This window comes from Variovorax sp. S12S4, assembly GCF_023195515.1.
Taxonomy (GTDB): domain Bacteria; phylum Pseudomonadota; class Gammaproteobacteria; order Burkholderiales; family Burkholderiaceae_C; genus Variovorax.
On the sequence record NZ_JALPKR020000002.1, the window covers coordinates 4096797 to 4118997 of the forward strand.

Here is a 22201-nt window from a genome sequence, read left to right on the forward strand (position 1 = left end):
GCCTATATCGCGCGCTGGTTCACCCGCTTGGCAAGCTCTTCGGCGCTTTCCCGGCGCTCGCTGTAGCGGTCGACCAGGTAGCCGGCCGCGTCGCGCGTGAGCAGGGTGAACTTCACGAGCTCTTCCATCACGTCGACCACCCGCTCGTAGTACGAAGAGGGCTTCATGCGCCCGGCTTCGTCGAACTCGAGAAAAGCCTTGGCAACGGAAGACTGGTTGGGAATGGTGAGCATGCGCATCCAGCGCCCGAGCACGCGCAGCTGGTTCACCGCATTGAACGACTGCGAGCCGCCCGACACCTGCATGACTGCGAGCGTCTTGCCCTGCGTGGGCCGGACGGCGCCCATGCTCAGCGGAATCCAGTCGATCTGCGCCTTCATGATGCCGGTCATCGAGCCGTGGCGCTCGGGCGAGCACCACACCATGCCTTCGGCCCATTGCGCCAGGTCGCGCAGCTCCTGCACCTTGGGATGGTCGTCGGGGGCGCTGTCCGGCAGGGGCAGCCCGGCGGGGTTGAAGATGCGTGTCTCGCCGCCCATGGCCTGCAGCAGGCGTGCGGCTTCCTCGGTCAGCAAGCGGCTGTAGGAGCGGTCGCGCAGCGATCCGTACAGCAGCAGAAAGCGCGGCGCGTGGCGCGCCGGTGCGCTGCCGGAAAGGCGCTCGAGCGAAGGCCGGTCGAACAGGGCGGCATCGATGTTCGGAAGCTCAGGCAGCGGGTTTGACACGGCGGCCCTCCGCATCGATGACAACTTCGCCGTCTTCCTTGGTGAACGGGCCTTTTTGCGGCGAGGGAAGAATGTCGAGCACTTCTTCGGAAGGGCGGCAGAGCCGGGTGCCCAGGGGCGTGACCACGATGGGCCGGTTGATCAGGATGGGGTGCGCGAGCATGAAGTCGACCAGTTGTTCGTCCGTCCACTTTGGATCGGCCAGCCCGAGTTCGGCATAGGGTGTTCCCTTTTCGCGCAGCAGCGCGCGGGGCTGCATCTTCATGGCGGCGAGCAGCTCGAGCAGCGTCTCCTTGCCGGGCGGCGTCTTCAGGTATTCGACCACCCGGGGCTCTTCGCCGCTGTTGCGGATCAGCGCCAGCGTGTTGCGCGAGGTGCCGCACGCGGGGTTGTGAAAGATGGTGATGGATGGGTTGGGCGATTGCATTCTTGCGATTATGCAACTATTATTGAATTATGGAAGAACAAGACATCGTCAAGTCGCTGGCCGCGCTGGCCCAGCCCGTGCGCCTTCAGGTTTTTCGCGCGCTGGTGGTGGCGGGCCCAGCGGGGCTTACGCCCGGTGCGCTGGTCGATGCGCTGGACGTGCAGGCCACCAGCCTCTCGTTCCACCTCAAGGAACTGACCCATTCCGGTCTTGTGACGCAAGAGCGAAGCGGCCGCAACCTGATTTACCGCGCCGCCTTCGAGCGGATGAACGCGCTCATCGGCTACCTCACCGAGAACTGCTGCCAGGGCGAGGCTTGCCTGCCCGCGGCGGCCCAGGCATGTGCGTGCTGAGATGAGCACCCATACCGCTACGGCCCTTGCATCGTCCGCACCGCGCCCCGCCATCGGCTTCTTCGAGCGCTACCTCACGATCTGGGTCGCGCTATGCATCGTTGTAGGCATTGCGCTGGGCCAATGGCTGCCCGGCGCGTTCCGGGGCATCGCCTCGCTGGAGGTAGCGAAGGTCAACGTGCCGGTGGGCGTGCTGATCTGGGTGATGATCATCCCGATGCTGCTGAAGATCGACTTCGCGGCGCTCGGGCAGGTCAAGGCGCATTGGCGCGGCATCGGCGTCACGCTGTTCATCAACTGGGCGGTCAAGCCGTTCTCGATGGCGCTGCTGGGCTGGATCTTCATTCGCCATGTGTTCGCGCCACTGCTGCCGCCATCGCAGCTCGACAGCTACATCGCGGGCCTCATCCTGCTGGCGGCCGCGCCGTGCACGGCCATGGTGTTCGTATGGAGCCAGCTGTGCAAGGGCGATCCGTACTTCACGCTCTCGCAGGTGGCGCTGAACGACGCGATCATGGTGGTGGCCTTCGCGCCGGTGGTTGCGCTGCTGCTCGGGCTCTCGTCGATCACCGTGCCCTGGGACACGCTGCTGACGTCGGTCGGCCTGTACATCGTGGTGCCGGTAATCATTGCGCAAGTGCTGCGCAAGCAGCTGCTCAAGAAGGGCACGGCGCACTTCCAGGCCGTGGCGGCACGGCTCGGGCCGTGGTCGATCTCGGCGCTGCTGCTCACGCTGGTGCTGCTGTTCGCATTCCAGGGCGAAGCCATCATCGGCCAGCCGCTGGTGATTGCGCTGCTCGCGGTGCCCATCCTCATCCAGGTGTTCCTGAACTCAGGGCTGGCCTACCTGCTCAACCGCAAGCTGGGCGTGGCGCACTGCGTGGCCGGTCCGTCGGCGCTGATCGGCGCCAGCAACTTCTTCGAGCTTGCGGTGGCCACAGCCATCAGCCTGTTCGGCTTTCAATCGGGCGCTGCGTTGGCCACCGTGGTGGGCGTGCTGATCGAGGTGCCGGTGATGCTGCTGGTGGTAGCCGTGGTCAATCGGTCGCAGGGGTGGTACGAAAAAGGTGCCAAGGCGCGCTGACGGGCAAGGGCAGGCAGCGCACGTCTCCATCGCAGGGCGTGTTCTCCGACAAGATGAAGGCGGCTTTCGGGCCATGATTCGCCGACTTCGTTCTTGTTTCATGCAGCGCCCGTGAAGATTGCGACTTTCAACGTCAACGGCATCAACAGTCGGCTTCCACGCCTGCTCGAATGGCTCGAGGAGTCCCGCCCCGACGTCGCCTGCCTGCAGGAACTGAAGTCTCCCGACGCCAACTTTCCCGCGGCGGCGATCCGCGAGGCGGGCTACGGCGTGCTGTTCCATGGCCAGCGTTCATGGAACGGCGTGGCCATCCTCGCGCGCGGAAGGGAGCCGATAGAAACCGGCCGCGGGCTCGACGGAAACTCCGAAGACAGCCAGAGCCGCTACCTCGAAGCCGTGGTGAACGGCGTGGTGATCGGTTGCCTGTACCTGCCCAACGGCAATCCGCAGCCAGGGCCCAAGTTCGACTACAAGCTCGAGTGGTTCGAGCGGCTTAATGCCCACGCGCAGCGCCTCTACGGCTGCGGGCTGCCGGTTGTGCTGGCCGGCGACTTCAACGTGGTGCCGACCGACGCCGACATCTACAACCCGGCCTCGTGGCGCAATGACGCGCTGCTGCAGCCCGAAAGCCGCGCCGCCTTTGCGCGCCTGCTCGCCCAGGGGTGGACCGACGCGATCCGTAACCGCCACCCCGGCGAGGCGATCTACACCTACTGGGATTACTGGCGCAACCGCTGGCCGCGCAATGCGGGGCTGCGCATCGACCACTTGCTGCTGAACGAAGAGCTCGCGCCTTTGCTGGTCGATGCCAATGTGGACCGCGAGGTGCGCGGCCGTCCGGGCGCGAGCGATCATGCGCCGGTGTGGATCGAACTCGACTTGCCCTCCTAGAATTCTCGCCAATGCCAAAAGGTGTTCCCAACCCAGCGCCCATGTACGGGATCTATGCCCGCCCGTGGGGCTTCGAGGTTTCCATCGTCCGGCGCGGGGTCCGGTATTTCCAGCAGTTCGGCAACGGCAGCTACGGCGGCGCCGAGCATGCGCTGCGGCAGGCGCAGGAATGGCGCGATGCCGTCGTGCGGAGCGTGCCACCGGCCACGCGGCGCGAGCGGGCGGAAAAGCAACGGGCGAACAACACCACCGGCGTGACGGGCGTTTTCTGCCTCGTGTCGCCCGACGGAAGAGGGCTGTCGTGGCTTGCCAAGACCTACGTCGCGGCCGACGAAATACTGCGCGCCAACTTTCCGATTCACAACTGGGGCGATGCGGCGCGCACCATGGCCATCGAGGAGCGGGCGAAGCAGTTGCAGCACATGACGGGCCTGGCGGCCCTGCATCCCGCCGAAGAGTCGATCCGCAAATCCGCAAGCGCGCCGACCGCGACTCCCGCACCGCGCAAGCGCTCCCGTTCCGAGATCCTTCGCAAGTCGAACTCCAGCGGCGTGAGCGGCGTGCACTACAAGCAGCCCCGCCACGACCACCCCGGTTATTGGCTGGCCATTACCTACACCGCAGGCAAGGGCAGCGTGAGCAAGGCATTCTCGATCAAGGCCCACGGCTACGATGAAGCCAAGAGGCTCGCCATCGCCGAACGCACTCGCCAGTTGGCTCAAAAGGGTATTGGCTGATGGGCGGGTTACATTTATACGCTATCGTCCGCGTTGTAGGTAAAAGTAATTAACATCACTCTCCCCGCGAGAATCCACACCAGTGACTACCCAAACAGCGGCCAATGCCAGCTTTCCCGGCTCCGATGCCGGGTTTGTGATGGCTTTCCAGCCGATCGTGGATTTCGAGCGACGCGAGATCTTCGCGCACGAGGCGCTGGTGCGCGGCATGTCTGGGGAAGGCGCGGTCCAGGTGCTTTCACGCGTGAGTCCGCGGCACCGGTTCGCGTTTCACGAGGCCTGCCGCATCAAGGCCATCGAGACGGCTTCCGCGCTGGGCATGGAATCGAGGCTCAGCCTCAACGTGTGGCCCAACGATCTCACCGAGCGCACCGAGTGCTTCCACACCGCCATGGACACGGCCCGGCGCTGCAACTTTCCGGTGCACCGCCTGATGTTCGAGATTGCCGAGTGCGAACACGTGGCCGATCTGCCGGGGCTTGCCGCCGCCTTTCATGCCCACAAGGCCTTCGGCTTCACTTCCGCCATCGACGACTTCGGCGCCGCCTATGCCGGCTTCGAACTCCTGGCCGGCTTCCAGCCCGATGTGGTGAAGGTCGACATGGGCCTGGTGCGCAACATCCACACCGATCCCGTCCGGCTCAGCATCGTCAAAGGCTTTGTCGGCACCTGCAGCGAACTCGGCATCCGGGTGGTGGCCGAGGGCGTCGAAAGCTCCGACGAAGTGCACGCACTGCAGGCGCTGGGCGTGGGCCTCTTCCAGGGCTTCCTGTTTGCCCGGCCCGCCGTGGCCATGCTGCCGGCGGTGGCATGGGATGCCGCCTGAAGCGAACAGCCATGCCCTGACGGGCCGCTGCCGCACGCGGCGCTGACTCAGACGTTGCTGGTCGCGCGGACCTCCTCGATGGTGGTCTTTCCGGCCAGGACCTTTTCGATGCCGTCCTGCCGCAGGGTGCGCATGCCTTCGCGCAGCGCCGCTTCCTGCAGCTCTTCGGCACGGGCGCCGCCCTGCACCAGCCGCCGCAGCGTTTTCGAGATCACCATCAGCTCGTGAATGCCCACGCGGCCACTGAAGCCGGTGTTGTCGCAGTGCTTGCACCCGGTGCTTGCATACGCGAGCAGCTGGCCGTCCTGCCCGTAGTGGCGGTGCCAGCCGTGCCGCACTGACTCGCGCTCGGCCGGGGTGTCGTGCGCGCCGAACGAATGCATGTAGTCGGACAGCAGTTCCTCGACCTCTTCGGGGCGCATCGGCCGGCTGGTCACGCAGTGGCTGCAAAGGCGGCGCACCAGGCGCTGCGCCAGCACCGCCAGCAGCGAATCCGCGAAGTTGAACGGGTCCATGCCCATGTCCAGCAGCCGGGTCACGGTTTCGGGCGCGCTGTTGGTGTGCAGCGTCGAGAGCACCAGGTGGCCCGTCAGCGAGGCCTCGATGGCGGTCTTGGCGGTTTCCTCGTCGCGGATTTCGCCGACCATGATCACGTCCGGGTCCGCGCGCACGAAAGCGCGCAGCGCCTTGGCAAAGGTCCACTCGATGCGCGGGTTGACCTGCACCTGCCGCAGGCCCGGCTGGGTGATTTCGATGGGGTCCTCGGCCGTCCAGATCTTTCGTTCCGGCGTGTTGATGTGCATGAGCGCCGAATGCAGCGTCGTGGTCTTGCCCGAACCGGTGGGGCCCACGCACAGCACCATGCCGTAGGGGCGCTCCACCGCCTTGGTGAACTCCGACAGGTTGCGCTGCGACAGGCCGAGTTGGTCCAGCTCAATGGGTTTTGCCGAAGCCAGGATGCGCATGACCACGTCTTCCAGGCCGTTGCTGGTCGGAATGGTTGCCACGCGCAGCTCGATGCGGTGCTGCGGCGAGTACTTGGCAAAGTTGATCTTGCCGTCCTGCGGCTTGCGCTTTTCGCTGATGTCCAGGTCGCACATGATCTTCACGCGCGCGACCACCGCGTTGCGGTAGCTGGCCGGCAGCTCCAGGTGGGTGCGCAGCCGCCCGTCGCGCCGAAAGCGGATGCGCGTCTTTTCCTTGCCCGGATAGCTTTCGATGTGGATGTCGGACACGCCCTCGCGGTGCGCGTCGACGATCATGCTGTTGATCATTCGCACCAGCGAGTTGTCCGACTGCTCGATGCTTTTTTCTTCTTCGAGCGCGGGAGTGGGGCGTTCCTTCTCGAGCGTGACCAGGAGCTCGCTGGTGGCGGCCGGCTCGAAGTCGAGCGGGCGCGACGGATCGTGCACGATGGTCGGGTCCAGCACGGTGTCGCTGCCGATCTTTCCGTAGGCCTTGTAGAGCACCGTGTCCAGCACAAGGCATTCGCCGATCACCGGCACCACCTTCATCTGCGAGATGAACTCCACTTCGTCGATGGCGGCATGGCGGCTGGCCGGATCGTCCATTGCAAGGACGAGTCGGCCCTGGTGGATCATCAGCGGCATGACCTGCAGGCGACGCGCAACGCCGTGGCTGATGGTGCGCAAGGCGTCGATGGCGACCGGAAACAGGTGCAGGTTGACCAGCGGGTAACCCATCTTTCGTACCAGCGCGGCCTTCAGCTGCTCCCGGGTGACCACGCCCATGCGGACCAAGGTTTCGCCCAGCGGCACGCTGCGGTCGAGCTGCTGCTGCGCCAGGCCCTCGCGCAACTGCTCCTCGGTTACCGCGCCCAGGGCCATCAGCGCCTGGCCGATCCGCAGGATCGGCATGCGGCTTTGAACTTCCAGGGCGTGCAGCAACTGCTCGGGCGTGACGACTTCGGTGGGCGACATTGAATTGAATCTCCTGTTGCGGTGATTCTGGGGTGCCCGGGCAGGCTTGTCAGCAGGAGCAGACCTCGTGCGAAGGCTCGCTGCAATGCCGCGTCACTACCAAAGTTCTCAATTTCTCAATTGAAGCGCCTCAATCGGAAAAACCGTAGGTATTGCGTCCCGCGGACTTCGCGCGGTACAGCGCGGCGTCGGCGCGCGCGAGCAACTCCGACGGCGTGGCGGGCGCTTCGTCCGCCGGGTGAAATGCCACGCCGATGCTGGTGGTGACGCGAAGGCGCTGCCCGTCGAGTTCGAACAGCGCGCCGCCGATCTGATCGACGATCTTCCGCGCAATGGCGGCGGCCGCTTCTTTCGCCTGCAGGTTTTCGAGCACCACCACGAATTCGTCGCCCGCAAGGCGGGCCACGGTGTCGGTGGCTCGCACGCTCGCCAGCAGGCGGCGGGCGTATTCCACCAGCACGCCGTCGCCCGTTGCATGGCCGAGCGTGTCGTTGATGGTCTTGAAGCGGTCGATGTCGAGAAACAGCACCGCCAGCGCGCTTTGCGTGCGCTGCGCGCGGGCAATGGCACCGGGCAGGAACTCGTTGAACGCAAGCCGGTTGGCCAGGCCGGTGAGCGTGTCCACCCGCGCCAGGTCGATCAGCTTGCGCTCCACCGCTTTCAGCGCGCTGATGTCCAGGCTCAGCGAAAAGATGCCGCGCGTGACGCCGTCGGCCCCGGTGTCGGGCACATAGCTCACGCGCGTGACGCGCTCGCCTCCCTGCGTGAGGGTCTGGGCCTCGAACTCGACCCGCTCGCCCGCCAGCGCGCGCTGGATCATGGGCTTGCGCGAGAGATACAGGTCTGGGCCCGCGACGTCGCTGATGTGGTGGCCCAGGATGGCGGACGGCTCCACACCCAGCCATTCGCGATAAGTGGCGTTGGCGAAGGTGATCTTCTCGTCTCGGTCGATGTAGGTGATGAGCGCCGGCAGGTTGTCCGTGATGGTGCGCAGGCGCATCTCGCTTTCGGCCTGCCGCACCTCGGCCTTCTTCAGCGCGGTGATGTTGAAGGTCATGAGATAGAAGCCCAGCACCTTGCCTTCCAGGTCCTTGTCGGGAATGAGGTTGACCTGGAAGTAGCCGGTCTTGCCATGCAGCGGCGTGCGCACCGGAAACCTCACCGCCTTGCCCTCGCGCACCATGGGAAGGTAGGGCTGCTGCTGCCGGTACACCGTGTCGCCCACGGCCCTGTGCAGGTTTACGCCGGTGAGCGGGCCGTCGTCCAGGCCCGCCATCCGCCGTGCCCGCACGTTCGCGAAAAGGCAGTTCTCGTCGTTGTCGAAGTAGCCCACCAGCGCGGGAATGTTGTCGGTCACGTCGCGCAGCCGCTTCTGCTGTTCGGTCAGGGCTTTGCGGATGTTCACCTCGTCGGTGATGTCGAAGGTCATGGCGAACACGCCTTGCACCACGCCGTCCGCGTCCCGGTCTGGGATGTAGTGCGCCTTGAAAGTGCGGTGGCCGATGCCCAACGAGGGATCGCCGGATTTTTCGATGACCACAGTCTCGCCGGCAAGCGCGCGCTGGTAGGAGTCTTCGACGACGGCGAAGTCCTCGGCGCCGCGCACCTCGGGCATCGAACGGCCGATCATGGCCCTGTCCTTGTGCAGCGCCTTGACCTTCGCATTCACGAAGGTGTATCTCAGGGAGGAATCGACATGCGAGACCAGGGCGGGGATGTTGTCGGCAATGATGCGCACCTGCGCTTCGCTGTGCGCAAGGCTCACCTCGATGCGTTTGCGCTCGGTCACGTCGAAGGTCATGGCGTAGTAGCCCCGCACCTGCCCGGCCTGGTCGCGGTCGGGAATCAGCTCGGTCTGGAAGAAGCGGTCTTCCTCGCCAAGGCGTGCGTCGCCCCGGCTTTCGAAGCTGACCGCCTCGCCGGCAAGCACGCGCTGAACGGCGGCGTCCACCGCTTCGTTCTCGCCAATCGGCTGCGCCGTGCGACCGATCAGCTGCGCCGCGCCGCGATCGAGCTTTCTGCAGAGCGGGGCGTTCACGAAGGTATAGCGGCCCTGCGCATCCACGTGCGACACCAGCGCGGGCAGGTTGTCGGTGATGTCGCGCAGGAACTTCTCGCCCGTCTTGCGCTGGCGCATCAGTTCGTCGAAGGTTCGCGCAATGTCGCCTATCTCATCGTTCGGATAGGTGCGGGGCAAGGTTCTTTCGAGCGCCGCGTTGTCCACGTCCAGCATGTGCCGGTGCAGGTAGCGCAGCGGCCTGAGCTGCCAGCTCACGACCGTGAGCGCCACGGCCCCGGCAATGACCGCGAGCACCAGCGCGCCCACCCAGGCTGCGCGTTCGATGGCATCGATGCGCGCAAACGCTTCCGCGGTCGGGTACATCGCGCCGATGACCCAGTTCGTCTGCTGTATGCGCTTGAAGGAATAAAGGCCTTGCACGCCCGCGTGGTTGACGCCTTCCGCGGCGCCCTCGTAGCCCTCCATCGGGCGGTCGATCTCGGGGTTGCCGGCACCCTTCAGGCCGGTCTGGTTGATGATGAGTTCGGTGCGCGGGTGGTCGATCACCACGCCCTCCGTGCTGGTGATGAACAGGTAGCCGGTTTCGCCGAACTTCACGTCGGCCAGTTCGCCCAGCAGGTTGCGGTCCTTCAGGTTCAGGGCGCCCGAGATCACGTACTTCACGTTGTTGGCCGGGTCCAGCACCGGCTCGGTAATGGCGATCTGCGCCAGGCCGCTCAGCCGGTTGAGGTAGGGCTCGGAGATGACGCTGGCCTTGGACGCAAGCGTTTTCTGGAAATAGGGGCGGTCCTTGATGTTCACCCTGCCGGACTGCTGCGCACCATTGAGGCTGGCGATCAGGTCGCCCTCGGCGGTGAAGAACGCCACATTGCTGAAAGCCTTGTGCAGCGGCTGGTGCTTTTCAAGAAAGGCCTGCAGTGCCTCCGGGTCCTGGAAGTCGTTCGATTCCACGCTGGTGGCAAAGGTCTCGAGCAAGATGCGCCGGCTGACGAACTTCTGGTCGACCGTGTTTGCAACGGCCGACAGTCTCGCGAACTCTTCGCTTTCGATCGAGGCCCTCATGCTGGACTTGACCAGCTGCAATGCCACCGTGCCGATGGCGGCCGTGGCTGCCAGCACCACCGCGGCAACGCCGATGCCGAGGCGCGTATTCAAGTTGATGCGAATCTTCCGGAGACCTGATGTGTTCATTGTCGTGGACAGGCATCGCGAAGGAATCCGCGTTGCGCATGTAGTGTGTCAGAAGCAGGGTCCCGGGTACTTCGCGCAATCCCCCATGCCTCGCTGCGTTACCGGGGCGGGGCTCACATCTCGTCTCGCTTGAGCAGGTAGTCCAGCGCGCCCACGCGAAACCACCGGTAGCCGTACGACTCGATCACCATGCAGTGCTTTCCTTTCGAGTTGGCGCGGCTGTGCGCGTTCGACAACAGGTTGATGAGTTGCCCGCCGTGCTTGCCCAGCGCCTTGGCATCGAGCTTGATCTCCAGCGGGTTCGCATCGAAATTGTGGACGAAGACCACCGCGTTGCCGCGCCATTCGTAGCGCACCACCAGCACCGCGTGCTCATCGTTGGGAATGACCGTGAAGTCGCCCCAGCCGATCTCGGGCACCTCCTTGCGCATGCGGAACACGCGCTCCATCCAGTTGAGCAGCGAGTCGGGGTCGCGCCGCTGCGCCGCCACGTTCACATGCTCGAAGCCGTAGGCGCCGCCCGTGACCACCGGGAGCACCGGCTTGGACGAGGTGGTGAACCCGCCCTGGCGCTCCGTCGACCACTGCATGGGCGTACGCGCGCAGTTGCGCTCCGGCAGGCTCAGGTCGTCGCCCATGCCGATCTCGTCGCCGTAGCGCATGACCGGCGTGCCGGGCAGGGTGAGCATCAGGCTGTAGGCCAGCTCGAGCCGGCGCCGGTTGCCGCCGAGCATCGGCGCCAGGCGGCGGCGTATGCCGCGGTCATAGAGCTGCATGTCCTTGTCGGGCCCGAAGGCCTCGAACACGCGCTTGCGCTGCGCGGGGCGCAGGCGCCCGAGGTCGAGCTCGTCGTGGTTGCGCAGGAACATGACCCACTGCGAAGTGGCGGGGCGCTCCCGCGTGGCCTCAAGCGCCTTGACCAGCGGCCGCGTGTCCCCCACGGCCATGGCATAGAACAGGTTCTGGTTGACCTGGAAGTTGAACATCATGTGCAGCCGCTCGCCCTCATCGCCGAAGTACGCCATGTTGGTCTTGGGCAGCACGTTGGCTTCGGCCAGGATGATGGCGTCGCCCCGTCGCCATTGAAGCAGTTCGCGAAACTGCCGCAGCATGTCGAACCGCTCCGTGGGGTACACGACCTTCGGCCCCTTGGCGCCGATCACGAAGGGCACCGCGTCCATGCGGAAACCCGACACACCCAACTGCGTCCAGAAACCCATGATCTTCAGGATCTCGGCCTGCACATGCGGGTTGGCCGTGTTCAGGTCGGCCTGGAACTCGTAGAAGCGATGAAAGTACCAGCGCCTTGCGACCTTGTCGAAAGTCCAGGTCGACTTCTGCACGCCCGGAAAGACCACACCGTCGGTGGAGCGGGGCGGCTTCTTGTCTGACCACACATACCAGTCGTGGTATTTTGATTTCCGGCTCTTGCGCGCTTCCTGAAACCAGGGGTGCTGGGTCGAGGTGTGGTTGACCACCAGGTCCATCAGCACGCGCATGCCGAGCTGCTCGGCCGAATGCGTGAACTCGACGAAGTCGCCGAGCGTGCCGAAGCGAGGGTCTACGTTGTAATAGTCCGAAACATCGTAGCCGTCGTCACGCCCCGGCGAAGGGTGGAACGGCATCAACCACAGCGTGGTCACGCCAAGGCCGTGAAGGTACTCCAGCCGCCGCGTCAGGCCCTCGAAGTCGCCGCAGCCGTCTCCGTTGGAATCCATGAAGGTTCCCACCGAGAGGCAATACACCACGGCGTTCTTGTACCAAAGGTCGTTGATCATGCCCGGGGAACCTCCTAAAAATGGAAGCCTCGCAACACAGAACACGAAAGGAAAACTCGATGTCGGCCGATGCTTGGTGGAAGAACGGAATCGTTTATCAGATCTATCCGCGTTCGTTCCAGGACAGCGACGGAGACGGCATCGGCGACTTGCGGGGCATACAGAAGCGGCTTGATTATCTGGTCGAGCTCGGCGTGGACGCTGTCTGGATATCGCCTATCTACCCCTCACCAATGGCCGACTTCGGGTACGACATTTCCGACTACTGCAACATCGATTCGCGCTTTGGCACGCTGCAGGACTTCGATGCGCTGGCCGCCGAGTGCAAGGCGCGGGGCCTCAAGCTGGTGCTGGACTTCGTGCCCAACCATACGTCGGACCAGCACCCGTGGTTTGTGCAAAGCCGGGCCTCGCGCAACAACCCCCGGCGCGACTGGTACCTGTGGCGCGAACCGGCTCCGGGCGGCGGCCCGCCCAACAACTGGCTCAGCAATTTCGGCGGGCCGGCATGGACCTTCGACGAGGCCAGCGGGCAGTACTACTGCCATTCGTTCCTGAAGGAGCAGCCCGACCTGAACTGGCGCAACCCCGAAGTGCGCAAAGCCATGTACGACGTGCTGCGCTTCTGGCTGCGGCGCGGGGTGGATGGTTTTCGCATCGACGTGCTGTACCACCTCATCAAGGACGAGCTGTTCCGCGACAACCCGCCGAACCCGGCCTTCCAGCCGGGGCAGGACCCTTCGCACCGCCTGCTGGCGCTCTACACCACCGACCGCCCGGAGATGCAGGACATCGTCGCCGAGTTGCGCCGGGTGGCGGATGAGTTCAGCGATGAAAGCTCGGCGCGCGTATTGATCGGCGAGCTTTATCTGCCGCTCGAACGGCTCATGGCCTACTACGGCGCCACCTCCGAAGGCCTGCTGCAGGGCGTGCAGCTGCCGTTCAACTTCCAGCTCATTACCGCGCCATGGCATGCGTCCGAGATCGACCGCATCGTGCGCAACTACGAAGCGGCGCTGCCGCACGGCGCGGCGCCCAACTGGGTGCTCGGCAACCACGACAAGCCGCGCATCGCGAGCCGCGTGGGGCAGGAGAGGGCGCGGCTCGCGGCCATGCTGCTGCTCACGCTGCGCGGCACGCCCACGCTCTACTACGGCGACGAGATCGGCCTGACCGACGTTCCCATTCCGCCCGAGGAAGTGCAAGACCCCTTCGAGAAGAACGAGCCGGGCAAGGGCCTGGGGCGCGACCCGCAGCGCACGCCCATGCAATGGAGCCGCGCGCACGCCGCGGGCTTTACCGACGGCACGCCCTGGCTGCGGCTCGGCGGCGACTGGCACATGCGCAACGTGGAAGTGCAAATGGCCGATCCCGCCTCGATGCTGCAGCTCTACAAGCGGCTGATTGCGCTGCGCCGCCATGAGCCCGCGCTGCACGAGGGCAGCCACGAGCAGCTCGATGCCGGCGCCGACGTGCTGGCCTATGCAAGGACCTCGGGCACGAGGCGGCTGGTGGTGCTGCTGAACTTCGGCATCACGGAAACGCGGGTTCGCGCCGACCTGCTGCCGCACGAAGTCGTGGTGCTGGCTTCGACCCATGCCGACCGGACCGGCGCGGTGAAGGGCGCGCTGACGCTGCAGCCGCTCGAGGGCGTGATCGTCGCCCAGTAGCGAGCATGCGGCCCGGGGGCTAGGAGGCTATTTGCCGGATGGATAGGTTTCGGGCACGCCCACGTCGTCCGGCGGGGCAGGGCTGTCCAGCGGAACCACCGCCTGGGTACGGTCGATGTGCAGCAGCGCATCGAACTGCACCGGCAGCCGCGCGAAGAAGTAGTGGCTCTGCCGCTCGGTGTCGGGCCGGTAGATGACGCCGATGGCGCGTTCGAGCCGCTGCTCCCGCAGCGCGAAATAGTGGCTGCCTTCGCCGCGCAAGGGCAGCATGAAGCGCTCGAGTCCGGTCTCGTGCATCAAGGCCTCGTAGCTGTCCGGCCGCGAAGGCAGAACGTGTTTGCGCTCGCCGGCGGCGCCCCAGTCGGAGGCCGCCATCACGGTGCCGGTGTGGGTGGTAAAGCCCACCAGCACCGCGTCGCGGCCCTGGCGTTCACGCACCAGTTGGCCGACGTTGAACTCGCCGCGTTCCTCGCCCATTTCGGTCGCCCGCGCATCGCCCAGGTGCGAGTTGTGGGCCCACACCACGATCTTCGGGCGCTCGCTGCCGCGCCAGAGGTGCCGCTCCACTTCGCCCAGCGTCTCGACCATGTGCCGGTCGCGCAGGTTCCACGATGAAACGTCGCTCAGGTACATCGAGCGGTAGTACGCCTCGGCATTTTTCACGAGGCGCGCGTTCTGCTCGGCATTGAACGCGTCTTCCTCGTTGGCCGTGTTGCCGCTGCGCCAGGCCTCGCCGGCGGCCCGCCGCATCTCGAGCAGCATGTCGACCACCGCCTGCTGGCAAGAAGCCGTGTTGCCGACGCCGGCCATCAGCCCGTACATCTGGCCGCGGTCGCCGAAGCGGTCGAAGCAGCCGTAGCGTTCGCGCGCGAGGCGGGCCGCCTCGGGATCGGTCCGCTCGAAGTACGCGAGCACGGCTTCCATGGAGCCCGAGAGGCTGTACAGGTCGAGTCCGTAGAAGCCCGTTTTTCCTTGCGGCGGCGCGGAGTCGTTGAAGGCGCGCTGCCATTCGACGAAGCGCGCCACCTCTTCGTTGCGCCACATCCAGGTGGGAAATCGCCGGAAACCGGAGAGTGCCTCGGCCGCGCTGGCGTCATCGCTGGCCGCCCTGACGTAGCGGTTCACGCGGTAGGCGTCGGGCCAGTCGCCTTCGATGGCCACGGCGTTGAAGCCCTTTTCGGCCAGCAGGCGCCGCGTGATGCTGGCGCGCTCGGCATAGAACTCCTGCGTGCCGTGCGAGGCCTCGCCAAGCAGCACGTAGTGCGCATCGCCGATCAGGTCCAGCAGGGCGTCGTGGTCGCAGGGGTTTCCTTCCATCGGGTGCGCCGCCGAGCGCAGCGCCTCCGCTTCTTTCGAAATATCGGATGGGTTCATCGTGCAGGGTCCTCGGGCTGGTGCGCGCGGCGGGGGCGGTTCGCTTCGTCGAGCAGGCGGCACACCTCCTCGTCGCTGGTCTGCGAAAAATCGAGGTACCAGCGGCCGACGCCGAGAAAGGAATCCGGAATCTCGGCGCAAACGACGTCGTCCGCCTCGCCGTGCAAGAGCGCGCAGGCTTCGGGCGATGCGACGGGCGCCGCAACGACCACGCGGGCCGGTTCCTGCCTGCGTACAGCGCGCACGGCCACGCGCATGGTGGCACCGGTGGCAAGCCCGTCGTCGACCAATATGACGATGCGGCCGGCCAGGTCGGGCGCGGGGCGGTTGCCGCGGTAGGTACGCTCGCGCCGCTCGAGCTCATGCTGTTCGTTGCTCACCACTTCATCGACCGCCTCGGCGCCGATGCCGAGTTCGCGCACAAGCTCTGCGTCGAGCACCTGCTCGCCGCCGCTTGCAATGGCGCCCATGGCGTATTCCTCATGGCCCGGTACGCCCAGCTTGCGCACCACCAGAACGTCCAGCGGCGCCTGCAGCGCCTGGGCCACTTCGTACGCCACCGGCGTGCCGCCGCGCGGCAGGGCCAGCACGATCACGTCGGGCCTTACAGCATAGATGGCCAGCTCCTGGGCGAGCACGCGGCCTGCGTGCTGCCGGTTCCTGAAATACTCGAATCCCATTTCGGTGTCCTTGCGGCCACCTTAGGTTTGCTCGAGCGCCGGCGCTGTAGGGGGATGCTCACATCCGCGTAGGCGTGCTCTGCCCCGGCCCGGAGCGATAGCGCTGCGCCGCCTCCCAGGCCTCGACGATCAACGCACGGGCCTTCGGGTGCTCGGGGTCTGTCACCACCCATTCCGGGTACGCGTGCGGAAGGCTGGAGGCCGTCACGCGGATCGCATCGAATTCGGTCGGAGGGAGCGGCTGCGTTGCGCTGGCGCGGTGGGTCAGCGTCTTGCGCAAGCCCGCCTTCCATGCATCCGGCAGGTGATCGACGGCGGGCAGGAGCGCCAGCGCGATGTGGGCCGCGCGCGGGCTCAGGGCTTCGGCGTCGGCGCGCAAACGCGCCAGGCACTCGGTACCGCTCATTCCTCACCTCCGGAGCATGTGCTCATGGCGGGCTGCTTCATGCGGCCTGGATCTCGATGCGCCGCGGCTGGGCGTGCTCGGCCTTCGGAATGCGCAGCTTCAGCACACCCTGCTTCAGTTCAGCCGAGATCGCGGCCGTGTCCAGCTCCTTGCTCAGCGTGAACACGCGGCGGAAGCGGCCGAGGCCCACCTCCGTGTGGCTGGATTCCAGCCCCTCCGGAACGGCCAGGTCGGACTCCGCCTCGATGGTCAGCGTGTCGGAGGCCACGTGCAGGCCGAGCTTCTCGCGCGAAACGCCGGGCAGGTCGGCAAAGAGCGTGATGCCGCCGCTGTCCTCGATCACGTCGACCGGCGGCGTCAGGGCGGCGTCGCTGTAGCGTGCGCCCTCCTTGCGGGCGAGCTCCTTCGATTCGGCGACGCGAGGCGATGTGTTGCTGTTCATGATCGTCTCTCCTTTCTCTGCTTGTCACTGAACGGTGATGCGCCTTGGCTGCGACGAGGCACGCCGCTGCACCGTGATGTGCAGCACGCCGTCGCGGTACTTGGCCTGCACGGCGTCGGGGTCGGCGTCGTCGGGCAAGGTCAGCACCCTGCGGAAGCTGCCCTCGAAGCGCTCGTTGATGTGAACGGCCGCCTTGGCATCGCCCTGGGGCAGCGTGTTGCTGCGCGTACCGGCGATGCTGAGCAGGCCGCGCTCCAGGTTGACTTCCAGGCTGGACGGATCGACACCCGGCGCAAACGCGTAGATCTCCACGGTCTGCGGCGTGCCGCCGACGTTCAGGGCAGGGAAGCCGTTGCGGCCGAAGCCGCGGATGGTGGGCGACAGATCGAAGGCCTGCTGCATCTCGCGCTGCAGGCGATCCATCTCGGCGAACATGTCGCGCGGAAACAAGGATCGGTACATGGCGAAAACCTCCATTCGAAAGTTGAACAGGGCGCCGGAGGCCTCTCCGGCGCTTCCGATCAGCGAAATAGGCGCGGCCATGCTTTTTTCAAGAGCCCTTTTTCAGCTGCCGCAGCGGCAGAAACCGATGCTATGAACCTGCCCCGCGCGATAAAAAAGACCTTCCGACGGACCCCTTGAAGCGCGGCAAGGCGGACCTAACTCGAACGTCGTCGAAATCGTCAGTCGTCATTCCAAACCTAGAGGAGATTTGTCATGTCGATAGACCTGCTCAAGCAGATTGCCGCATCCCGCCTTCCCATGTCTTTCCGGACGCCCAAGGAGATCGACGAGGTCAGGATTCTTCGCCAGGCCGGGCTCGTGATCGCCTTTGTTCCGGCTCCCGCCGACCCGCTGAAACTGTCGGGCGCGGAGCCCGCGGCGCAGGTGCTTGCCATTACCGAAAAAGGGCGTGAGGAACTGGCGCGGGTGCGCTATCCGGGCGAAGCGCCGGGGCGCAGCAAACCGCGCCACATGGGCCTGAAGAACTGGCTCGCCGCCGGGCGCCACGGGCGCGGATTGCAGCAAGGTTTGCTGCATCAAAGTCGCGATTCACGGCCTTCGCAAAGCTTGTAGGCCGCATCCTTCCTGAACATGCGCGGAAGTCCATGACAGCGCATGCGTGCTTCCGCGCTGAATCCGTTTCGCCACTACACAAGAGACAAGCGAGAACAGGAGACAGACATGGACTTCGAAGGCATCTACTGCTTTGACACGGCGAGCGTCCGCTTCGCGATTTATCCGGACGGTCCCGACGGCGCGCGGATCATCGCGCAAATTTCAGAAGAAACCCTGCACGACGTGTTCGGCACCAGGAACCTCGGCGACCAGTTGCTCGACACCTGCAGGACGCACTTCGACGACATTGGCGCCGCCGCGCTCAAGCGGTACCGGGCCAACCCCAACCAGGCCATCAACCTGACCGTGGATGACTTCTCCCGGCGCATTCTTCCGCGCGCCGCGGGCGTGCAGGGCGCATGGCCGGCAGCCTCGCTCGCGGCCTGAAATAGCCGCGCCCGGCGCGCGGCCATTTTTCGTCCCTCATCGCGTTATGGGGAACTCTCCGACACGGCAAGGAGGCTTCAGCCTTACCCGCCGGGCCCGAATTCTTTGCAAATTGTGAGCTCAGGCCGTTGGGTTGACGAGAGCGTGTTCCTTTGAACACCCGGTCGCTGGCCTTCAAGCAAGCAAGGAACACCGGTGCCAGTGACTCAGCAGCTACCCGAGCCCGAGGCGCAAGACGCCTACCTGTTCCGCGAAGGAACGCATTCCCGCTTGTACGACCTGATGGGTTGCCACCTCTCCAAAGAGGGCGGCGCCCGCTTTGCGGTGTGGGCGCCCAATGCGGAGTCCGTTGCCGTGGTCGGCGACTGGAACCACTGGTCCGGCGACGCCGACCCGCTGTCACCCTCGCCGGACGGCACGGGCATCTGGCTGGGCCATGCGCCCAATGCGGCGCTCGGCCAGACCTACAAGTACCGCATCCGCTCGCGCTTTGGCGGCTACACGGTCGACAAGGCCGACCCCTTTGCCTTCTGCGCCGAGCATCCGCCCGCCACGGCCTCGCGCATATGCGAGCTTTCGTATGAATGGAACGACGGCGAATGGATGGCCACGCGCGCCGCGCACAACGCGCTGGATGCGCCCATGTCTGTCTACGAGGTGCACCTGGGCTCCTGGCGGCGGCGCGACGGGCACTTCATGGGATACCGCGAAATCGCGCATGAGCTTGCAGAGTATGTGAAGCACATGGGCTTCACGCACGTGGAGCTCATGCCCGTGACGGAGCACCCGTTCTACGGCTCCTGGGGCTACCAGACCACCGGCTACTTTGCACCCACCGCGCGCTTCGGGTCTCCGCAGGATTTCATGTACCTGGTCGACCACCTGCACCAGAACGGCATCGGCGTGCTGCTGGACTGGGTGCCTTCGCACTTTCCCACCGATGAGCACGGCCTTGCGTTCTTCGACGGCACGCACCTGTATGAGCATGCCGATCCGCGCCAGGGCTTTCATCCGGAGTGGAATTCGAGCATCTTCAACTACGGCCGCGCGGAGGTGCGCAGCTTCCTGGTGTCGTCGGGGCTCTTCTGGCTCGACCGGTACCACCTGGACGGGCTGCGAGTGGATGCGGTGGCGTCGATGCTGTACCTCGACTACGCGCGCAAGCACGGCGAATGGATTCCCAACCGCCACGGCGGCCGCGAGAACCTCGAGGCGATCGACTTCTTGCAGACGCTGAACCGCGCCGTGTACCGCGAGCACCCCGACACCATTACCGTGGCCGAGGAATCGACCGCATGGCCGCGCGTTTCGCGCCCCACCGACATGGACGGCCTGGGCTTCGGCGAGAAGTGGAACATGGGCTGGATGCACGACGTGCTCGCCTACATGAAGGAAGAGCCCGTCCACCGCAAGTACCACCATCACAAGATGACGTTCTCGCTGGTGTATGCCTTCCACGAGAACTTCGTGCTCCCGCTCTCGCACGACGAGGTGGTGCACGGCAAGGGCTCGCTGCTCGGCAAGATGCCCGGCGACCCGTGGCAGCAGTTTGCCAACCTGCGCGCGCTGTTCGGCTTCATGTGGGCGCACCCGGGCAAGAAGTTGCTGTTCATGGGCGGCGAGTTCGGCCAGCGGCGCGAATGGACGCATGACGGCGAGCTCGAATGGTGGGTGTGCGACCTCGAAGGGCACTCGGGCCTGCAGCGGCTGGTGTCGCAGCTCAACCGGGTGTACCGCGGCGCGCCCGCGCTCTACCAGCAGGACTTCACGCCGTCGGGCTTCGAATGGGTGGTGGCGGACGACGCCGAGCGCAGCGTGCTCGCGTTCGTGCGCAAGGCGCGCGATGGCCATCCGCCGCTGCTGGTGGTCAGCAACCTGACCCCGGTGCCGCGCACCAACTACGTGCTGGGCGTGCCGCAAGGCGGCTACTGGCGCGAACTCATCAACACCGACGCGGTGGAGTTCGGCGGATCGGGCTGGGGCAACCTAGGCGGCGTGGAGTCCGCACCGGTGCGCTCGCACGGCCGCATGCAGTCGGTGTGCATGACCTTGCCGCCGCTTTCCACGCTGATTCTCGAGCACCGGCCATCATGAAAAAATTGTTCGCAACCCCGCAGACGCCCGCAGCTTCGAGAATCCCCGAGATGAGCGACGGCAACCGCCGCGCCGTGGTCGATGCCGTCTTGCCGGCGGTGGACAACGGCCGCTTCCCGGTGAAATGCATCGTGGGCGAAATGGTGCATGTGAAGGCGCACTGCTTTACCGACGGCCACGACGTGCTGCGCGTGGTGCTTTGCTGGCGGCCGCACGACAAGACCGAGTTCCGCGAAGTGCCGATGAAGCCGCTCGTCAACGACGTGTGGGAGGCCGCGTTTTCGCCGCCCGCGCTGGGGCGCTACTTCTACACCGTGGTTGCATGGGTCGACCCCTTCGAATCGTGGCGCAGCGAAATGGCGCGGCGTGTGGACGCCGACGACGTGCGCATCGCATCGCAGGTGGGCGCGCTCGAGGTGGCCGCGGCCGCCGAGCGGGCCGAGGGCACGGACCGGCAGGCGCTTGCGCGCTGGGCCACCGAGCTCGATGCCGTGGCCGCGCACCCGGCCACGGAGGTGTCGACCCTGAAGGCACTGGCGCTGGACGAAGAGCTGGCCATGCTCGCGCGCCGCCACCCCGACCGCCGGCACCAGGTGCGCTATGCGGTCGAGCTGCCGCTGGAGGCCGAGCGCGAGCGTGCGCGCTTCAGCACCTGGTACGAGCTGTTCCCTCGCTCCGCCGGCACCACGCCCGGCGTGCACGGCACCTTCAAGGACGTGGAGGCCCGCCTACCGGCCATCGCGGCCATGGGCTTCGACGTGCTTTACTTTCCGCCGATTCATCCGATCGGCCGCGTACAGCGCAAAGGCCCCAACAATGCGCTGACCAGCGGCCCCGACGACGTGGGTAGCCCCTGGGCCATCGGCGCCGCGGAGGGCGGGCACAAGTCGATTCTTCCCGCGCTTGGCACGGCGGAAGATTTTCGGCACCTGTATGCGCAGGCCACCGCGCACGGGCTGGAGATTGCACTGGACATCGCGTTCCAGTGCGCGCCCGACCACCCCTATGTGAAGGCGCACCCCGACTGGTTCCGGTGGCGGCCCGACGGCAGCGTGCAATACGCGGAGAACCCGCCCAAGAAGTACCAGGACATCTATCCCTTCAACTTCGAAAGCGAAGACTGGCGCGGCCTGTGGGTGGAGCTGCGCAGCGTGATCGAGCACTGGATCGGCGAGGGCGTGCGCATCTTCCGGGTGGACAACCCGCACACCAAGGCCTTTCCGTTCTGGGAATGGGCCATCGGGGAGATACGGCGCGAGCATCCCGAGGTGATCTTCCTTGCCGAGGCTTTCACGCGGCCCAAGGTGATGCACCGGCTGGCAAAGCTGGGCTTTTCGCAGTCGTACACCTACTTCACCTGGCGCAACACCAAGCAGGAGCTCACCGAATATTTCACCGAGCTTTCGACCGCGCCGGGCGTCGACTACTTCAGGCCCAACGTGTGGCCGAACACACCCGACATCCTGCACGAGCAATTGCAGGGCGGAGAGCCCTCGGTGTACATGGCGCGGCTGGTGCTGGCCGCCACGCTGTCGGCCAACTACGGCATCTACGGGCCGGCTTTCGAACTGCGCGAGCACCTGCCGCGCTCGCCCGGCAGCGAGGAATACCTCGACTCCGAGAAATACCAGCTGCGGCACTGGAACCACGACGACCCCGGCAGCCTGGCGCCCTTCATCGCCCGGGTGAACCGCATCCGCCGCGAGAACCCGGCGCTGCAATGGGACCGGAGCCTGCGCTTTCTGCAGATCGACAACGACCAGCTGCTGGCCTATGCCAAGGTGTCCGAGAGCGGCGACAACGTGATCGTGACCGTGGTGAACCTGGACCCGCACAACGTGCAGTCGGGCTGGCTCCAGTTCGATCCGCAAAGCGCCGGCATCGACAGTTCGCGCGCGTTCCAGATGCATGACCTGCTGAGTGGGCAGAGGTTTACCTGGCAGGGTGGATGGCACTACATACGCCTCGATCCGCACAGCGTGCCCGCGCACATCTTCGTCGTCCGGCGGCGCCATGGCGACGAGCGCGACTTCGACTACTTTCTGTGAGGCCGCCAC

Annotated in this window: 20 protein-coding genes; 10 read left to right on the forward strand and 10 right to left on the reverse strand. The window is 65.7% G+C overall.

Features of this window, described 5'->3' with window-relative positions:
* Positions 1–2: 2 nt before the first annotated feature.
* On the reverse strand, positions 3–740 hold the full coding sequence (arsH, locus tag M0765_RS20210) for an arsenical resistance protein ArsH (RefSeq protein ID WP_258505598.1): 738 nt from the start codon (positions 738–740) through the stop codon (positions 3–5).
* Positions 706–1152, reverse strand: a complete 447-nt coding sequence (gene arsC / locus M0765_RS20215; RefSeq protein ID WP_258505599.1) for an arsenate reductase (glutaredoxin) — start codon at positions 1150–1152, stop codon at positions 706–708. The genes arsH and arsC overlap by 35 nt, the downstream gene beginning before the upstream one ends.
* A 29-nt stretch (positions 1153–1181) precedes the next feature.
* Between arsC and M0765_RS20220 the strand changes: the two genes are divergently transcribed.
* The 5 genes from M0765_RS20220 (at position 1182) to M0765_RS20240 (ending at position 5043) form a co-directional block, all read left to right on the forward strand.
* Positions 1182–1505, forward strand: a complete 324-nt coding sequence (locus M0765_RS20220; RefSeq protein WP_258505600.1) for an ArsR/SmtB family transcription factor — start codon at positions 1182–1184, stop codon at positions 1503–1505.
* 1 nt (position 1506) lies between these two features.
* Complete coding sequence (gene arsB, locus M0765_RS20225; RefSeq protein WP_258505601.1) at positions 1507–2589, forward strand: ACR3 family arsenite efflux transporter; 1083 nt, start codon at positions 1507–1509, stop codon at positions 2587–2589.
* A 111-nt stretch (positions 2590–2700) separates the two neighbouring features.
* On the forward strand, positions 2701–3480 hold the full coding sequence (locus M0765_RS20230) for an exodeoxyribonuclease III (protein ID WP_258505602.1): 780 nt from the start codon (positions 2701–2703) through the stop codon (positions 3478–3480).
* An 11-nt stretch (positions 3481–3491) separates the two neighbouring features.
* The gene (locus M0765_RS20235) at positions 3492–4217 is read left to right on the forward strand and encodes an AP2 domain-containing protein (RefSeq protein WP_258505603.1); all 726 of its coding nucleotides are present in this window, start codon (positions 3492–3494) and stop codon (positions 4215–4217) included.
* Between the two features lie 82 nt (positions 4218–4299).
* Positions 4300–5043 (forward strand): EAL domain-containing protein, encoded by a 744-nt coding sequence (locus M0765_RS20240; RefSeq protein ID WP_258505604.1) that lies wholly within the window; start codon positions 4300–4302, stop codon positions 5041–5043.
* 47 nt (positions 5044–5090) lie between these two features.
* On the opposite strand, the gene M0765_RS20245 is transcribed toward M0765_RS20240, so the two are convergent.
* From M0765_RS20245 to M0765_RS20255, 3 genes are all read right to left on the reverse strand, one after another.
* On the reverse strand, positions 5091–6983 hold the full coding sequence (locus M0765_RS20245) for a GspE/PulE family protein (RefSeq protein WP_258505605.1): 1893 nt from the start codon (positions 6981–6983) through the stop codon (positions 5091–5093).
* Between the two features lie 130 nt (positions 6984–7113).
* Positions 7114–10158: a sensor domain-containing diguanylate cyclase gene (locus M0765_RS20250; RefSeq protein ID WP_258505606.1), complete on the reverse strand. Its 3045-nt coding sequence runs from the start codon at positions 10156–10158 to the stop codon at positions 7114–7116.
* Between the two features lie 149 nt (positions 10159–10307).
* Positions 10308–11972: an alpha-amylase family protein gene (locus M0765_RS20255; RefSeq protein ID WP_258505607.1), complete on the reverse strand. Its 1665-nt coding sequence runs from the start codon at positions 11970–11972 to the stop codon at positions 10308–10310.
* Between the two features lie 59 nt (positions 11973–12031).
* Here M0765_RS20255 and M0765_RS20260 point away from each other — a divergent pair, with 59 nt between their 5' ends.
* Positions 12032–13642 carry an alpha-amylase family glycosyl hydrolase gene (locus M0765_RS20260; RefSeq protein ID WP_258505608.1) on the forward strand — a complete coding sequence of 537 codons (1611 nt, stop codon included), beginning with the start codon at positions 12032–12034 and terminating at the stop codon, positions 13640–13642.
* A gap of 27 nt (positions 13643–13669) precedes the next feature.
* On the opposite strand, the gene M0765_RS20265 is transcribed toward M0765_RS20260, so the two are convergent.
* From M0765_RS20265 to M0765_RS20285, 5 genes are read right to left on the reverse strand one after another with little or no spacing between them, the layout of a single operon-like run.
* Positions 13670–15016, reverse strand: coding sequence for an erythromycin esterase family protein (locus M0765_RS20265; protein ID WP_258505609.1), 1347 nt, complete (start codon positions 15014–15016; stop codon positions 13670–13672).
* On the reverse strand, positions 15013–15696 hold the full coding sequence (locus M0765_RS20270) for a phosphoribosyltransferase (protein ID WP_258505610.1): 684 nt from the start codon (positions 15694–15696) through the stop codon (positions 15013–15015). The genes M0765_RS20265 and M0765_RS20270 overlap by 4 nt, the downstream gene beginning before the upstream one ends.
* A gap of 58 nt (positions 15697–15754) precedes the next feature.
* Positions 15755–16102 carry a hypothetical protein gene (locus M0765_RS20275; RefSeq protein ID WP_258505611.1) on the reverse strand — a complete coding sequence of 116 codons (348 nt, stop codon included), beginning with the start codon at positions 16100–16102 and terminating at the stop codon, positions 15755–15757.
* Between the two features lie 37 nt (positions 16103–16139).
* On the reverse strand, positions 16140–16544 hold the full coding sequence (locus M0765_RS20280) for an Hsp20/alpha crystallin family protein (RefSeq protein ID WP_126748660.1): 405 nt from the start codon (positions 16542–16544) through the stop codon (positions 16140–16142).
* 24 nt (positions 16545–16568) lie between these two features.
* The gene (locus M0765_RS20285) at positions 16569–17006 is read right to left on the reverse strand and encodes an Hsp20/alpha crystallin family protein (RefSeq protein ID WP_258505612.1); all 438 of its coding nucleotides are present in this window, start codon (positions 17004–17006) and stop codon (positions 16569–16571) included.
* Positions 17007–17261: 255 nt separating this feature from the next.
* On the opposite strand from M0765_RS20285, the gene M0765_RS20290 reads away from it, so the two are divergent.
* From M0765_RS20290 to M0765_RS20305, 4 genes are all read left to right on the forward strand, one after another.
* Positions 17262–17621: a hypothetical protein gene (locus tag M0765_RS20290; protein WP_258505614.1), complete on the forward strand. Its 360-nt coding sequence runs from the start codon at positions 17262–17264 to the stop codon at positions 17619–17621.
* A gap of 108 nt (positions 17622–17729) precedes the next feature.
* Complete coding sequence (locus M0765_RS20295; protein ID WP_258505615.1) at positions 17730–18050, forward strand: hypothetical protein; 321 nt, start codon at positions 17730–17732, stop codon at positions 18048–18050.
* Positions 18051–18245: 195 nt separating this feature from the next.
* Positions 18246–20144, forward strand: coding sequence for a 1,4-alpha-glucan branching protein GlgB (gene glgB / locus M0765_RS20300; protein ID WP_258505616.1), 1899 nt, complete (start codon positions 18246–18248; stop codon positions 20142–20144).
* Positions 20141–22192 (forward strand): alpha-1,4-glucan--maltose-1-phosphate maltosyltransferase, encoded by a 2052-nt coding sequence (locus M0765_RS20305; RefSeq protein ID WP_258505617.1) that lies wholly within the window; start codon positions 20141–20143, stop codon positions 22190–22192. Before glgB ends, M0765_RS20305 begins: the two co-directional genes overlap by 4 nt.
* Positions 22193–22201: the final 9 nt, after the last annotated feature.

Excerpts from the sequence above, each read along its gene's own strand:
- arsH (WP_258505598.1), bottom strand. The coding sequence starts at position 740 with ATGCGGAGGGCCGCCGTGTCAAACCCGCTGCCTGAGCTTCCGAACATC.
- arsC (WP_258505599.1), bottom strand. The coding sequence starts at position 1,152 with ATGCAATCGCCCAACCCATCCATCACCATCTTTCACAACCCCGCGTGC.
- M0765_RS20220 (WP_258505600.1), top strand. The coding sequence starts at position 1,182 with ATGGAAGAACAAGACATCGTCAAGTCGCTGGCCGCGCTGGCCCAGCCC.
- arsB (WP_258505601.1), top strand. The coding sequence starts at position 1,507 with ATGAGCACCCATACCGCTACGGCCCTTGCATCGTCCGCACCGCGCCCC.
- M0765_RS20235 (WP_258505603.1), top strand. The coding sequence starts at position 3,492 with ATGCCAAAAGGTGTTCCCAACCCAGCGCCCATGTACGGGATCTATGCC.
- M0765_RS20245 (WP_258505605.1), bottom strand. The coding sequence starts at position 6,983 with ATGTCGCCCACCGAAGTCGTCACGCCCGAGCAGTTGCTGCACGCCCTG.
- M0765_RS20255 (WP_258505607.1), bottom strand. The coding sequence starts at position 11,972 with ATGATCAACGACCTTTGGTACAAGAACGCCGTGGTGTATTGCCTCTCG.
- M0765_RS20260 (WP_258505608.1), top strand. The coding sequence starts at position 12,032 with ATGTCGGCCGATGCTTGGTGGAAGAACGGAATCGTTTATCAGATCTAT.
- M0765_RS20265 (WP_258505609.1), bottom strand. The coding sequence starts at position 15,016 with ATGAACCCATCCGATATTTCGAAAGAAGCGGAGGCGCTGCGCTCGGCG.
- M0765_RS20270 (WP_258505610.1), bottom strand. The coding sequence starts at position 15,696 with ATGGGATTCGAGTATTTCAGGAACCGGCAGCACGCAGGCCGCGTGCTC.
- M0765_RS20275 (WP_258505611.1), bottom strand. The coding sequence starts at position 16,102 with ATGAGCGGTACCGAGTGCCTGGCGCGTTTGCGCGCCGACGCCGAAGCC.
- M0765_RS20280 (WP_126748660.1), bottom strand. The coding sequence starts at position 16,544 with ATGAACAGCAACACATCGCCTCGCGTCGCCGAATCGAAGGAGCTCGCC.
- M0765_RS20285 (WP_258505612.1), bottom strand. The coding sequence starts at position 17,006 with ATGTACCGATCCTTGTTTCCGCGCGACATGTTCGCCGAGATGGATCGC.
- M0765_RS20290 (WP_258505614.1), top strand. The coding sequence starts at position 17,262 with ATGTCGATAGACCTGCTCAAGCAGATTGCCGCATCCCGCCTTCCCATG.
- M0765_RS20295 (WP_258505615.1), top strand. The coding sequence starts at position 17,730 with ATGGACTTCGAAGGCATCTACTGCTTTGACACGGCGAGCGTCCGCTTC.
- M0765_RS20305 (WP_258505617.1), top strand. The coding sequence starts at position 20,141 with ATGAAAAAATTGTTCGCAACCCCGCAGACGCCCGCAGCTTCGAGAATC.